The organism is Acidaminobacter sp. QWL-03 (assembly GCF_058683855.1).
The window spans coordinates 35820-49702 of record NZ_CM178752.1 but is presented as its reverse complement, the minus strand read 5'-3'; the positions used below and the strand labels follow the sequence as shown (position 1 = coordinate 49702).

Here is a 13883-nt window from a genome sequence, read left to right as displayed (position 1 = left end):
CCGTGATGTGATGAAAAATGTGAAACAATGCATTAGAGCAGTGATCAGCCTCAGCATACTGATTGGAGTCTGGTGGGCAATAGCTGCGTCGGGTCGTTTTGAGCCGTCGCTGCTGCCGTCCCCCTGGAAGGTTTGGCAGGGCATGTTGGAAATGATTAAGGATGGGACGCTTTGGACTCATGTATGGATCAGTTTGGGAAGATTTTTCGCCGGCTACCTGGCCGCAGCGGTCTCCGGCATTGTGCTCGGTCTTATTTTCGGCTGGTATAAGAAGGCCTGGGCATTTGTGGACCCTATCGTTCAAGTATTAAGACCGGTGTCGCCGATTGCGTGGTTTCCCTTCATCATACTTTGGTTTGGCATTGGCAATGCACCGGCTGTCGTCATCATCTTTACCGCCGCTTTTTACCCCATCCTGTTGTCGACCGTAGCCGGCGTCAACCGCGTGGACACTTTGTACTTAAAAGTTGCCGCCAACTTTGGGATTCGTCAGCCTCAGCTGCTGTTTAAGATTATTCTGCCAGCCGCCTTTCCCATGATCATAAACGGCCTCCATATGGCAATTGGCTCCGCCTGGGTATTTTTGGTCGCCGGAGAAATGGTAGGCGCCCAGTCCGGACTTGGCTATTTGATCATTGATTCAAGAAATGCGCTGCGGTCGGATTTGGTACTGGCGGGCATCATTTTCATAGGGATTTCCGGTTATTTTATTGACCGCTTTGTGCGGCTCATCGAGCGCTTTATAGAAAAACAGTGGGGCAGTTTGCCGGAAGGGGGGCGGACTTAATGTTTATTGAGATTAACAATGCGTCGCGCTCCTACCATCGAAACGACGGGCAGGACACAACCGCGCTGGACAGTGTCAGCCTGAACATCGAGGAGGGTGAATTTATCTGTCTGCTGGGCCCCAGCGGCTGCGGCAAATCAACGCTGCTGAACCTCGTGGCAGGCTTTGACAGACCCACCCAAGGAAGTATTCGCGTCAAGGGTCAGGAGGTCTCCCAGCCCTCTGTGGAAAGAATCGCGATTTTCCAGAATTATGGTCTTCTGCCGTGGCGCAGTGTACTGAGAAATGTCACTTTAGGGCTGGAAGCCAGCGGGATGAGCGCAAAAGCAAGCAAGCTACTGGCAGAGGAATATATTGAACTGGTTGGGCTCACTGAATATAAGAAACACCATCCCGGCCAACTCTCCGGCGGCATGCAGCAGCGCGTCGCTTTGGCGCGAGCCCTGGCAGTGGATCCGGAGATCTTGCTGATGGACGAGCCACTTGGTGCTCTGGATGCCATGACGCGCATGAACATGCAGGACGAAATTGAAAGGATCTGGCAGAAAAAAAGGAAAACAATTATTTTTGTCACCCATGACATTGAAGAAGCGGTGTTTCTTGCGGACCGCATCATCATCATGACGCCAAGTCCAGGTAAAGTCAAAATGGTGATGGAGGTTCCGCTGGCCAGAAAACGGGATCGAACAAGTCCGGAGTTTTTGAGGATCAGGGATCAGATCTTTAAGGCGTTTGAGTTTAAGGGTGAAGACGCATGGGATTACATTCTGTAGATCCAACAACTCTACTGCAAATGGAAATTATTTTGATGCTAAGGAAAATTTACTTTTAATAATAAGCATACGAGGAGGTTAATAAAGTGTTTTCAAGTTTAGAAAAAAGAATCATCGCTGCTTCGGCAGCGATCGCATTACTTGCCAGCGCGCCTGTTCCATCCGGCGCAATGCATATTGTGGAAGGCTATCTTCAGCCGGCGTGGGCTGTGGCTTGGGGGCTTTTAAGTTTTCCGGTACTAACGGCAAGCTTTATAACCCTGCGCAGGAAATCCCGCGAAACCTCGGGCTGGGTGACCATGCTTCTTCTCAGTATGGCATTTGCCTTAGTGCTCTCCTCTTTAAAGCTGCCGTCCGTGACCGGAAGCAGTTCGCATTTGACAGGTGTCGGCCTTGGTACGATGCTGCTGGGACCACTGGCTATGACCGCTGTCAGCTTTGTTGTCCTTTTATATCAAGCACTTTTCGCTGGACATGGCGGGCTCACGACCATCGGCGCAAATGTCTTTGCTATGGGTATAGTCGGTCCAGTGGCGACCTATTTTGTCTTCAAAGCGGTCAATAAGATCGCTAAGCATCAAGGTATTGCCGTATTTTCAGCCGTATTTATAGGAAATGTCGCAGCCTATATGATGACAGCCTTTCAGCTGGCGCTGGCGCATCCGTCTGAAGGCATTGTGATGGCCTCTTTCATTGAGTTCTTTAACATTTTTGCTGTGACTCAGGTGTCCTTGGGGGTCATTGAAGGATTGCTGTCTGTGGTGGCGATTACCCTTGTGAAGTCAATGAATTTTGGTGAACCCGCGGGGTTAGGCACTATAAGGGTGAGCATGGAATGAAAAAAAATTTGTTATTACTCTCATCAGCGGCAGGCATTGTACTCCTGACGCTGCTGTCACAGCAAGGCGCACTTTTTGAAGGTGCGGATGCTATTGCTCTGAATGCAATAAATCGCATCAATCCAGGTTATAACCCTTGGATGAAACCCCTGTTTCAGCCGCCCAGCACCGAGGTGGAGTCTTTGATTTTCAGCCTGCAGGCTGCAATTGGCGCTGGGACACTTGGATTTATCTGGGGACGTCACTTGCCTCAGAGGGATCTGAAGCTGCAGAAGACCACGGAACAGTAAAGTATAGCGAGGCTTTCACCTGCCTGCTTCACTGAATCAATAAAACAATGAATTCTGCTGAGTTTTTTCTTTCTTATGACCCAACTGCAAAAGCCCCCATCCTTCCCAGTCGTTTATAATTGGGAAGGATGAGGGCTTTTTGAATGTGCGAGAACACGCTTAATGATTTTGAGTGCAGTACGAAAAATGTTATTATTTGAGTATATGAGCAGCAAAAATCATCGAAGAATGCTCTCCATTATTTTGAGAAACAAAACAAGGAGAATCAAAATGAAAATAAAAGCATCCATCAAAGCAGTGATCTTTGACCTCGACGGCACGTTGATAGATACGAACGAATTAATTCTTGACACCTTTCAGCACGTTATAAAGGAATGCCTTGGAAGAACACCCACCGCGGAGGAGCTCCATCACGTCTATGGAAAGACCCTGGAGGAGCAAATGGCCTTTTTCTCAGTGGAGCGAAGTCAGGAGCTCGTCGCCTCGTATAAAGCCTATTACAGAGCTCATATGGACGAACGTACTCACCTGTTCGAAGGCGTGAAAGGCCTCCTCGATGCTTTGCTTTCGAGTGGCATCCAAATGGCGGCCGTAACCAACAAGGGTGCGCGAGGTGTCCATCACGCTTTTGACAAGTTCGATCTTGGCAAGTACTTTTCCGCTGCCATCACCGCGGACGATGTCGTAAAAGGCAAGCCTGATCCGGAAGGGATTCTTACCGCGCTTGACCATTTGGGTGTGTCTGCGGAAGAAGCCCTGTTCGTGGGAGACAGCCACAGTGACATCCTCGCGGCGAAGAACGCCAGTGTCAAATCTGTTCTGGTAGGCTGGACCTTCTTTCATGAAGACCACTATGCGACTTTTGAAGCGGATTTTGTCATTGAGAGGCCAATGGATTTGATGGGCCTGATTACATTTTAAATATGTAAAATGCAGTTGTCTTTGCATTATTCATATTTAATTCGTCTCTTCCACCTTAAGTATAGCATTCAGCGGTCTATGAAACCAGACTGTTTGTTATCAGTCCTACTTGGTATAATTCTAACACACGTCCGATACATTTTGTTTCAAACCATTCAGAAAACCCCGCGAGGAGGCAGCCCACATTGCCCTACGTCATAGAGCTTCTCAACACTGATCAGACCATGATTTCCCAAGTTGGAGGAAAAGGCGCTAATCTTGGAGAGCTTTACAATCTGCAAGGAATCCGCGTCCCAGGCGGTTTTTGCATTACTGTTGAGGTTTTTGACAGAATCATGGAGGCCTCGCCAGCTGTTAAAGACTTATTGAATCCGTTATTGACCCTAACTTTGGAGGACCAGGACAGAATTAAAGAACTTAGCGGTGCGCTTCGCACCGCCATCGAAAGGATCACGCTCCCTAATGACCTCATTGAAGAAATTACACGGGCGCTTAAAAACTTTGATCCTGCCACCGCCTTCGCCATTCGATCCAGCGCGACGGCGGAGGATTTGCCAATCGCCTCCTTTGCCGGGCAGCAGGACACTTATTTGAATGTCATAGGCAGAGACGCCATCCTTGTACACATCAGCAAATGCTGGGCCTCCCTGTTTACGGAAAGGGCCATTACCTACCGGATTCAAAACCATATAGACCACCCTCAGGTACAAATGGCTGTGATCGTTCAAGAGATGATTTCCCCTGAAGTCTCCGGTATCCTCTTCACGGCTGATCCCGTGACTTCCAATAGAAAAGTAACCTCCATTGACGCGAGCTTTGGACTTGGCGAGGCTCTGGTCTCCGGCCTTGTGAACCCGGATGTCTATAAAGTACGCTGTGGTGAGATTATCGATAAGAAGATCAACCCCAAGACACTCGCCATAATCCCCCTGAATGAGGGCGGCACCCAGCATCGGTCGCTCCCACCAGCTAAACAAAGAACGCAAGCGCTGACAGATGATCAAATTCTGGAGCTCGAGGGTATAGGCCGCAAAATAGAAGCCCATTTTGGCGCGCCTCAGGACATTGAATGGTGCTTGGCGGATGGCCACTTTTACGTGGTTCAAAGCCGGCCTATCACAACCTTATTCCCGATCCCTGTCGCAGCGGATCAGGAAAATCATGTCTATGTCTCAGTGGGGCATCAGCAGATGATGACGGATGCCATGAAGCCCCTTGGACTTTCTTTCTTTCTGATGACCACGAGCGCCCCTATGGTGCAGGCTGGCGGCAGGCTGTTTGTGGATGTAACGCAAATGCTGGTTTCAACGGCTTCCAGACCATCAGTACTGGATGCTTTGGGACGATCCGATCCGTTAATCAAAGACGCGCTTTTGACGGTCTTGGACCGGGAAAATTTCATTAAAATAATCCCAGCGGATAACGAAACACCCAACCAAACTGAAGCGAATGCTGCCAAACCCGCTCAGGAACCACAAGCACCCGCTGATTTTGATCCATCTGTTGTTTCTGACTTGATCCATAGGAGTCAGGCTTCTCTGAAAACGCTTAAACAGGCCATTCAAGCCAAGACAGGACCGGATCTGTTTGATTTCATCCAGGAGGATCTTAAAGAACTTAAGGCGCTTCTGTTTGATCCCCAAAGCATAAAGGTGCTCATAGCTGGCTTTGACGCCTCCAAGTGGATTAATGACCACCTGGAACTGTGGCTTGGCGAAAAGAACGCTGCAGATGTGCTGTCCCAGTCCGTACCCAACAATATCACCTCTGAAATGGGCATGGCGCTCCTGGACGTGGCAGATATCCTAAGGCCTTTCCCGACGGTCACCGAAGCCCTCCACCACGCAAAAGAAGATGATTTGTTCGAGTCGCTCCTGGAGCTGGAAGGCGGACACGAAGCCGCGGAAGCGATCAACTCATTTCTTGGCCGCTACGGCATGCGCTGCCCCGGAGAGATTGATATTACGAGAAGGCGGTGGGCTGAACGACCATCGGCTATAATCTCTTTACTTCTCAGTCACATTAAAAACTTTGGGCCTGGCGAGAGCAAGAGAAAATTCGAAGAAGGGCTGAAGGAGGCTTTGAATAAAGAAGCTGAGATCTTAAGCCGGCTGAAGGCATTACCAGAGGGCGAGGAAAAAGCCAGGCAGACGCAGCTGAGAATCCGCCTGATCCGGAATCTCACAGGCTACCGGGAATATCCAAAATACTTTATGATCTGCCGCTACTTCATTTACAAGCAGGCGCTGCTCAAGGAGGCGGCGCGGCTCGTGGGGGAAGGGATCCTTAAGGACGAAGAGGACATCTATTTCCTCAGTTTTGAAGAACTTCGGGAGGTCGTGGGTTCAAATCAGCTGGACTACGCGATTATAGGCAAAAGAAAAGCCGAGTATCAATTCTATGAAAAATTGATGCCAACTAGAGTCATGACTTCTGAGGGTGAAATGATTGCCGGTGCCTATGGGCGGGATTCGACCCCTGCTGGCGCACTAGTGGGGCTGCCGGTCTCTTCCGGCGTTGTGGAAGGCCGGGCGCGCGTGATTTTGAATATGGAGGATGCAGATTTGGAAGAGGACGACATCCTGGTCACCACCTTCACCGACCCAAGTTGGACGCCGCTGTTTCTCTCCATTAAAGGCCTGGTCACCGAAGTCGGCGGGCTGATGACCCACGGGGCCGTGATCGCTCGAGAGTATGGCCTGCCAGCCGTAGTCGGCGTAGTAGACGCGACCCAGCTGATTAAGGATGGACAGCGCATTCGGGTGAACGGGACTGAAGGGGTAGTCGAGATTCTGTGAAGATGAAACTGGAGATCGAGGTGTAACTGGGTGTCTGACACCGAGTTTCAAAAAAGCAGGCCATCCCTTTCGCTGCCAAGCGAAAGGGATGGCCTGCTTTTCACGTTCCTGAATTGCCTTTATGCCCCTACAACTCAATCTCCCTATTCACTCGATCCATCAGATGAATCTCCACTTCCCCGCCGAGATACTTCTGAGTCAGCACCGCCAGGGATTTCGCCGCCGCTGCCAGATCACTGGACCTCTCCGGATCCACAGACTCAATGATCAGAAACGCGTTGACCGTGTCCTCCGTAAGCATGGTTCTCTGGCCGTCACGCCAGTTCCAGCAGCGGCAGACCGCGCCTTCCTCATCCTTGTAGATGATTTCTCCCGGAAGTGGGTTGTCAAAATCCGCGTCGCCGAGGGCCATGAAATGCTCGCCGCCTTCTGCCTTGGTGAGCAGGAGATCGCCCTTGAAAGTATCCAGATCCTCTCCCCCGCATGGAAGTCCATAAGTCAGGGACACAGAATTGTAAATGTCCACCAGCGGGTTGATTGGTCCAACACCACTGCCTTTTTCAATCCGCTTGAGCAGCGCCTCGATGGAGCACCTGACGCCCTTTTTCGTCTTGAACTGCTGGTAAGCTTTTCTCCAGACAGCGATCACGGAATTGTCGCTGAATACCTCCGCCGTCAGGAATTTGGAAGCCTCCCCGCTGCCCTTCTCGAGCAGCGCGTCGAGCTCGTTTCTCACCGGCTCTGCGTGGCTCTTCGAGTTGTTGATCCCCTTGGCCAGCACCACCGCGATCTCCGCCTGTGGGAACACCTCCCAGAGTTCATTGGTAATAATAAATTTTGACATCTCAACGACTCCTTATTTTGTGTTTTTCACGTAGTTGACGTTAATGAATTGCGTTTCTTCTCTTCTGCTCCTATTATACCTGATCCTGCTCAGAAATGGCGGTACAGAAAGGCTGAAGTTCACGGGCAGCTGCGCCAGCAAAATCCCTGAAAACATAATTAAGCTGCCGATGGTCTCCCGAACCGAAATCGATTCACCCAAAATCAAGATCCCCGCGATCACCGCAATGACGGATTCCATACTAAGGATCAGGGAGGTCATCGTCGGCTCCGTACGCTTCTGCGCTATCACCTGCAAAGTATACGCCACCCCGCAGGACATGACGCCGGCGTACAGGATTGGAATCTTGCTATCCATTATACTGGCCCAACTGATTGTTTCGAAACTCAGCATAAACGGCAGCGAAATAATCCCGCACACCAGAAACTGTAGGCTCGACAGCTTGACCGGATCCGTCTTTGAAGAAAAGTGATCAATCAGGATAATGTGAACAGACAAGCCTACAGCACTAAGCAGAATCAGCAGATCTCCCCAGCCTATGGAAAAGCCGTCTTTGACGCTGAGCAGATATAAACCGGCCGTCGCAAGGATCACGCTGAACCAGAGAACCGGACGAACTTTCTTCTTCAAAAACAATCCCAGGATGGGCACGATCACAATGTACAGTGCTGTTATAAATCCAGCTTTCCCCGCGGTTGTATAAATCATGCCTGCTTGCTGCAAAGAGCTGGAGATAAACACGACCACCCCGCACCAAAAGCCGCCGAGGAGCAGATTTTTTCTGGTCAGTCTGACTTCGGCCTGAGCTTCAGCTGAAGCGGCTGAAGTTACAGAAACCATTGCATCTGCCGCTCCTCTGGCTTTTCTCTGCCGGTCCATAATCAGAATCACAGGCACCAACACCAGCGCGCCAATCAGACTTCTGATGCCGTTGAAGGTGAACGGGCCAATATAAGCCATCCCGGCTCGTTGCGCTACAAATGAAACGCCAAAGATCAAAGCCGTCAGCGTCAGCATGAGTTTTCCACTTACATTTTTTTTCATTTTGATAGCCTCCAAAAGAAAATTATAATCTCACCGACTTATTAAGCAAGCATCGTGCCAAGCCATGCTGTTCGCTAAAAATTTAGCTGAAACCCTGTATTTATCCGCCCTCCCGCTCACAGACGCCTTTCTGATCTGGTCATGGAAGAATCGATACCGAGTCATCTTTGAAAATGCTGATGCGAAATCGATTCACTCACTATACATCCACCTCTTCAAAAGCTATAATAAATGCAAAGGGGGTGCTGGCGTCAGTGATTAAAATAAATGATACGTTTGGTTTGAGTCGTGTCGTCGAGCCAAGGGGCGCTGTTCCGGTCACTGCGTGGCAAGTGGACAACAGCCGGGCGATCTCAAAAACAGAATGCAGACTCTCCCTGGAGCGGATCCATTTGGAAAGAGACAGCTTCCAGCAGCTCTGCAATGAATGTGGTTTTGATGAGGCTAAGATCATTGCCAAAATCCTGGATCTCATCAAGCGCAGAGGCAAGCTGCACAATCCCTTTACGGATACAGCCGGGCAATTTTACGGCACCATTGAAGAGATGGGCAGCGACTTCGAGTCGCACTCTAAGTACAAGGTCGGCGACCAGGTCCTATGCCTGACGACCATGTCCGCCCACCCTATGTTTATCGAAAAAATACATAATATTGACTACAACTATGGCGAATTAACGGTGACGGGCTACGGCATCTTATTCATGGATTCGCCGCTCACTGCCATACCGCCAGGCTTGGCTCTGAATTACACCATGGCGACCTTTGATGAAGCCGCAAGCCTCAAAAGCATCCATTTGGCGGCCGGTGAGGGTCTTAGATACCTGATCATTGGAAAAGACCTGGTTTCCAGCGTCACCTATGCGGCGGCCATCAAAAAGGGCGTTGGTCAGAGCTGCCATATTACAGTCCTGATGGACGAGGACGGCATTGGCACGCTGACCCATGGACAGGTGAAGCAGGAGCTTAGCCGATGGGTAAATTCCACCTACATTCTCAACGTAGCGCAGCCCATCCAAGCTTCAGAGGTGGTCTTAGAGTCCGAATCGGACCTTTATGATTTAACCATCAACTGTGAGGATTTAATGGGGTCGGAAGTCCTCTGCGTTCTCTTGACGCGACAGGGCGGGAAACTCTATTACACCAATCTGAAGAACAGCTACACCCACTCTCTCCTGTTTGCGGAGAGCATGAGCAAGGAACTTGAGACTTATGTGCTGGGACAGTATACCATCGGCTACGAATCCTTTACGTTTGAGCTTTTGAGCTCTATTTCCGAGGACCTGGCGAGAATCAACGCCCTCTACGAGTCTCAGGCCATCGCGTTCAGGCAGGCGTCGAAAAAGGCTTTAGCCGCGTCTATGGAGAAGGCCGGGAAAATCGACGATTTTGTTTTCAGCAGCGCGACCACCAAAGCACTGGTGGATGAGGTGCTGAACATTGCGCAGTACGACTGCAGCGTCATCCTTCAGGGTGAAACCGGCGTTGGCAAGGAGAAAATTCTGGACCTGATCCACAAGAACAGCATCCGCAAGAATAAGCCATGCATCAAGATCAACTGTGCCACCATCCAGGAGAGCCTGGCCGAGAGCGAATTCTTTGGCTATGAGGCAGGCGCCTTTACCGGGGCGCAAAGCGCTGGTAAAAAAGGCTATTTCGAGCTGGCTAATGGCGGACTGCTGTTTCTGGACGAGGTCGGCACACTCTCCATGAGCCTCCAGTCCAAGCTGCTTAGGGTCCTTCAGGAAAGCCAGTTTTACCGGGTGGGCGGCACGTCGCCCATCACCATCAACGTGCGGGTCATCTGCGCCAACAACATCCCTCTGAGGCAGCTGGTAGAGCAGGGAAAGTTCAGGGAGGACCTTTATTACAGACTGAACATCTGCACTATCACGGTGCCGCCGCTCAGAGAACGGCGAGAGGACGTGGCGGCACTGGCTGAGTCTTTTCTGGAAGCCCATTGCAAGCGATACGGTGTCGACAAAGCGCTGGATGCCTCTGCCCTGGTGCGGCTGGCCAGCTACGACTGGCCCGGGAATGTGAGAGAGCTGGAAAATCTGATTCACAGGGCTGTCATCCGGATCAGAGGCTATGTGATCACGGGGGAGGACATCCAGGAGATTCTGAATGAAAACCTCTATGAAGACTTGGTTTTCGACCTGAAGCACAGCATGCGGTCGTCGTCTTCGCTGAGCTTTGAGGACATCATTGAGCAGCAGGAAATCAAGCTTATTGAATACGCTCTGAAAAAATTTGGCACCACCAGAAAAGCCGCGGAGTTTCTGGGCATGACCCAGCCCAAGCTGATGCGCAAGAAGCAGAAATACAAGATTCAAATTTGATTGGATTCGGGGGGCATCACATCAGGTCGGGTCAGGTGCGTTCAGCCCGGAGGGGCCAACACAACAGCAACTAAATACAATAAACGAGAGGAATGAAGCTATGTTCAGAGAGATGAGACGCATTAAGCAGCTGTTGTCCGCTGAGGACACTACAGCCGTCATGAACCGCTGCACCAACGGCATCCTTGCCTGCCTGGGAGACGAGGATTATCCTTATGCCGTGCCCCTCAGCTATGTCTATCACAAGGATAAGATCTATTTTCACTCCGCCAAAGCAGGACATAAAATTGACGCGATCCTGAAAAATCCAAAGGTCTCCTTCGCGGTCGTCGACGAGGACACCATTGTGGGCAAGGAGTACACCACCTATTTTCGCAGTGTCGTCGCCTTTGGTACAGCCAGATTGGTCGAAGGTGAGGAATGGGTGGAAGGCTTTAAAGCCTTGGTTGAAAAGTATTCCGGCGATCTGCCTGAAGACGCCAAACATAAGGAGATCATGGGGTGTACAAACTCTTTGATCCTTGCCATTGATGTGGATCACATTACCGGCAAAGAAGCGATTGAATTTGTGAATGCAAAGAAAAAAGGACTTTAGCCTCGGCTAAGGTCCTTTTTCTTTGGAGATAAATTCTCAAAAACTATTCTTGATCGCTTGTTCCATAGAAGCGACTTCATCATCAGTTAAAAATTCGAAATTACTTAATCTTTTTCTAGCCGAAAGTTTTCCATTGTTCTGCAAACTTGAACCTCCCATGACTCAAGTCACGGGATTCCTAAGAACACCATTCTAACGAACAGTTTTTTATTAGGCTATCCCCGCCGCACCAGCGGTTAGAAGCCTTAGGGCTTCGTTTTTAATATTGATGCTTGCGTTAAGATCTCTGTCGTGGATTGCACCACATTCCGGACAAATCCAATTTCTAACAGCCAGATTCTTAACGTCTTTATTCTTGTATCCGCAATTTGAGCACAATTGGCTTGAAGGAAAGTTTCTGGCCACAGTAACAACCTGCCTCCCATACCACTTTGCCTTATATTCAAGCAGACTTCTGAATTGTGACCAAGACACGTCAGCGATGGCCTTCGCTAATTTGTGATTTCCCAGCAAATTTGAAACCTGCAAATCTTCTATTCCGATCACATCGTGATTTTTGATGATGTCGTAAGAAAATTTGTGCAAGTTGTCTTTTCTTGCATTCGCGATTTTTTCATGGATGTTAGCAACTTTAACCTTTTGTTTCTCCCAATTTTTTGAAAACTTGACGCGCCTTGAGAGCACGCGCTGCTCTTTTGCGAGCTTGGCCTCATATTTTCTGAAGCACTTAGGATTTTCGCGTTCTGTGTGATCTGATACTTTGGCGAAGTGCTTGATTCCCACGTCGATCCCACAGGCCGAACCTGTCTTTTTAAATTCTTGTACTTCTGTTTCTGAGAGAACAGATACAAAATATTTGCCTGACGGATTTCTTCTAATGGTGGCGCTTAGAATCCTGCCTTCAACTTCTCTTGACTTTGCGAACTTAACAAGACCTAACTTTGGCAGTTTGATTTTGTTGCCGTTAATACTGATGTTCCCATTCGTAAATTTGGTAGTATAGGACTGGACTTTGTTCTTTTTCGACTTGAAGCGCGGACGGTTATTCTGTTTTTTAAAAAACCGTTTAAAAGCATCATCCAGGCACTTCAGCGATGACTGTAGGGCGATACTGTCCACTTCTCTTAGCCACTCGTACGCTTTTTCTCTCTTGAGCAAAGTCATTTGTGTGGTGCAAGTGTTGTAGGTGAGACCTTTGCCTGTTTCCTCCCAGATATTGTTCCACGCGCTTAGAAAGTGGTTAAATACAAAACGACTACATCCTATTGTCTTGTTGATCAATACTTCTTGCTCTTCATTTGGATAAATGCGAAATCGATACGCTTTGTGAACCAACATCATTTTTCACCTCCTCATATACAAAAGGCTATGCTTGTTGTTGCAAAACAAAAAAACAAAAAAATCACTATTACCATCTAAAGCGGCAGGCATCTTATTTCATTACCCTACCGGCAGTCGCTGATTTTAAGTGATTGAAGGACGTTACGCAGATTCAATTTAATCTCCTGATATCATTATACCAAACGTTTGTTCTTTATCAAGGGAAAATCAAGAAAAATATTTAGTCATTTCATTGTATTTTCATTACCACCCTTGTTGCTATATCGCAAAAAAGTGGATTAATGATGAAGGATGCAGACAAGACTTATATTGTGTTAATCATGACTTAAACCGAATACGGATGAGCGATTCATCCCATGACTGAAGTCACGGGTGTTCTCGCCACACTTATAAATAAGCGTAACCAGCAGGACGAGATTCGAAAACCATTTTTTCCATAGGAATCCCTCGCAGATTTATTAGCATTTTAGTATTTTGATTAAAAATCGGTATGTAGCTAGTAAAATATATATTTTTAGCTAATTATATAGCAATACTGTTACATTTCCAATATTCATTCCTCAAATTTATATCTTTATGGAATTTTCGGAATTTTAATTACGATTTGTTGCATTTTATGCACAAAAGGTGTAAAATTACACTATAGAGAAGTTGAAAGGAGGAATTGTTGTGTCTGATCGACCATGGTTAAAGAATCTGATTGCTGCTGGAATAATTGTGGCTGGCGGGTTTTTTCTATTTAACATCGCCTTTATCTCAGCGGCCTTCATCATCAACGCCTCAATCAAGCTTCTGAACTTGCCGGGAAACTCAGCCCCTCCATTCTTGGCACGCATTGTCTATGTGGTTCTCCTCCTCGTCCTGAGCTGGTTTGTACTTCGTTCTCGTCTGAATGACACCCTCAAAGCCACGTTTCTTACGATGCCGCTTATGGTGGTTCTCGTCTCTATCGGCATATTTACTTATCAGTTGTCCAAGGGCGTTGTGATTGGTCTGGGCGCAGCGGTCGTCGGTGCAGTCCTATTTTTCATTCATCATAAAAAGCTTTCCTGGAAGTTTTACTTTGCTGCCATTTATGTTGCCGCTTTAGCGTTGATGATCATGCTATTGGGGATCGACATTTAATTAAGGCTCTGTGAGAAATGAAATAAAAAATTTGAGTTTAGATGAGATTAGATTAGATCAGATCAGATTCTCCAGTTGTCATGCCATATTGTTCAAACGTTAAAACCAAATCCATTTCTGGTGACTTCAGAGATGGATTTTTCTTTTTTTGCATGCCCTCCTCCACTGACAGTCACCTACCCCAGAG

Annotated in this window: 12 protein-coding genes; 9 read left to right on the top strand and 3 right to left on the bottom strand. The window is 48.4% G+C overall.

All coding sequences use genetic code 11. The features are described from left to right. Nucleotides 1-10: 10 nt before the first annotated feature. The 6 genes from AC4PHM_RS00200 to ppsA all read left to right on the top strand — a co-directional run bounded on the left by AC4PHM_RS00200 (nucleotide 11) and on the right by ppsA (nucleotide 6408). A complete protein-coding gene (locus AC4PHM_RS00200; protein ID WP_492018887.1) occupies nucleotides 11-787 on the top strand; it encodes an ABC transporter permease in 777 nt (258 codons plus the stop codon). After that, nucleotides 787-1560, top strand: coding sequence for an ABC transporter ATP-binding protein (locus AC4PHM_RS00195; RefSeq protein WP_492018886.1), 774 nt, complete (start codon nucleotides 787-789; stop codon nucleotides 1558-1560). Before AC4PHM_RS00200 ends, AC4PHM_RS00195 begins: the two co-directional genes overlap by 1 nt. An 86-nt stretch (nucleotides 1561-1646) precedes the next feature. Then, nucleotides 1647-2399: an energy-coupling factor ABC transporter permease gene (locus AC4PHM_RS00190; protein ID WP_492018885.1), complete on the top strand. Its 753-nt coding sequence runs from the start codon at nucleotides 1647-1649 to the stop codon at nucleotides 2397-2399. Further along, complete coding sequence (locus AC4PHM_RS00185; RefSeq protein ID WP_492018884.1) at nucleotides 2396-2689, top strand: energy-coupling factor ABC transporter substrate-binding protein; 294 nt, start codon at nucleotides 2396-2398, stop codon at nucleotides 2687-2689. The genes AC4PHM_RS00190 and AC4PHM_RS00185 overlap by 4 nt, the downstream gene beginning before the upstream one ends. A gap of 270 nt (nucleotides 2690-2959) precedes the next feature. Further along, entirely contained in the window at nucleotides 2960-3610 is a 651-nt protein-coding gene (locus tag AC4PHM_RS00180; protein WP_492018882.1) for an HAD family hydrolase, read from the top strand. A gap of 185 nt (nucleotides 3611-3795) precedes the next feature. Continuing rightward, the gene (gene ppsA, locus AC4PHM_RS00175; protein ID WP_492018881.1) at nucleotides 3796-6408 is read left to right on the top strand and encodes a phosphoenolpyruvate synthase; all 2613 of its coding nucleotides are present in this window, start codon (nucleotides 3796-3798) and stop codon (nucleotides 6406-6408) included. Between the two features lie 127 nt (nucleotides 6409-6535). On the opposite strand, the gene AC4PHM_RS00170 is transcribed toward ppsA, so the two are convergent. Continuing rightward, nucleotides 6536-7252, bottom strand: a complete 717-nt coding sequence (locus AC4PHM_RS00170; RefSeq protein WP_492018880.1) for a B3/B4 domain-containing protein — start codon at nucleotides 7250-7252, stop codon at nucleotides 6536-6538. Nucleotides 7253-7264: 12 nt separating this feature from the next. Continuing rightward, nucleotides 7265-8296 carry a DMT family transporter gene (locus AC4PHM_RS00165; RefSeq protein WP_492018879.1) on the bottom strand — a complete coding sequence of 344 codons (1032 nt, stop codon included), beginning with the start codon at nucleotides 8294-8296 and terminating at the stop codon, nucleotides 7265-7267. A gap of 254 nt (nucleotides 8297-8550) precedes the next feature. Here AC4PHM_RS00165 and AC4PHM_RS00160 point away from each other — a divergent pair, with 254 nt between their 5' ends. Further along, nucleotides 8551-10635, top strand: a complete 2085-nt coding sequence (locus tag AC4PHM_RS00160; RefSeq protein WP_492018878.1) for a sigma-54 interaction domain-containing protein — start codon at nucleotides 8551-8553, stop codon at nucleotides 10633-10635. Between the two features lie 100 nt (nucleotides 10636-10735). Then, nucleotides 10736-11230, top strand: coding sequence for a pyridoxamine 5'-phosphate oxidase family protein (locus AC4PHM_RS00155; RefSeq protein WP_492018876.1), 495 nt, complete (start codon nucleotides 10736-10738; stop codon nucleotides 11228-11230). A gap of 210 nt (nucleotides 11231-11440) precedes the next feature. On the opposite strand, the gene tnpB is transcribed toward AC4PHM_RS00155, so the two are convergent. Further along, nucleotides 11441-12571: an IS200/IS605 family element RNA-guided endonuclease TnpB gene (tnpB, locus tag AC4PHM_RS00150; RefSeq protein ID WP_492018875.1), complete on the bottom strand. Its 1131-nt coding sequence runs from the start codon at nucleotides 12569-12571 to the stop codon at nucleotides 11441-11443. Between the two features lie 669 nt (nucleotides 12572-13240). Between tnpB and AC4PHM_RS00145 the strand changes: the two genes are divergently transcribed. After that, nucleotides 13241-13696, top strand: a complete 456-nt coding sequence (locus tag AC4PHM_RS00145) for a hypothetical protein (protein ID WP_492018874.1) — start codon at nucleotides 13241-13243, stop codon at nucleotides 13694-13696. Nucleotides 13697-13883: the final 187 nt, after the last annotated feature.

Excerpts from the sequence above, each read along its gene's own strand:
- AC4PHM_RS00200 (WP_492018887.1), top strand. The coding sequence starts at position 11 with ATGAAAAATGTGAAACAATGCATTAGAGCAGTGATCAGCCTCAGCATA.
- AC4PHM_RS00195 (WP_492018886.1), top strand. The coding sequence starts at position 787 with ATGTTTATTGAGATTAACAATGCGTCGCGCTCCTACCATCGAAACGAC.
- AC4PHM_RS00185 (WP_492018884.1), top strand. The coding sequence starts at position 2,396 with ATGAAAAAAAATTTGTTATTACTCTCATCAGCGGCAGGCATTGTACTC.
- AC4PHM_RS00180 (WP_492018882.1), top strand. The coding sequence starts at position 2,960 with ATGAAAATAAAAGCATCCATCAAAGCAGTGATCTTTGACCTCGACGGC.
- AC4PHM_RS00170 (WP_492018880.1), bottom strand. The coding sequence starts at position 7,252 with ATGTCAAAATTTATTATTACCAATGAACTCTGGGAGGTGTTCCCACAG.
- AC4PHM_RS00165 (WP_492018879.1), bottom strand. The coding sequence starts at position 8,296 with ATGAAAAAAAATGTAAGTGGAAAACTCATGCTGACGCTGACGGCTTTG.
- AC4PHM_RS00155 (WP_492018876.1), top strand. The coding sequence starts at position 10,736 with ATGTTCAGAGAGATGAGACGCATTAAGCAGCTGTTGTCCGCTGAGGAC.
- tnpB (WP_492018875.1), bottom strand. The coding sequence starts at position 12,571 with ATGATGTTGGTTCACAAAGCGTATCGATTTCGCATTTATCCAAATGAA.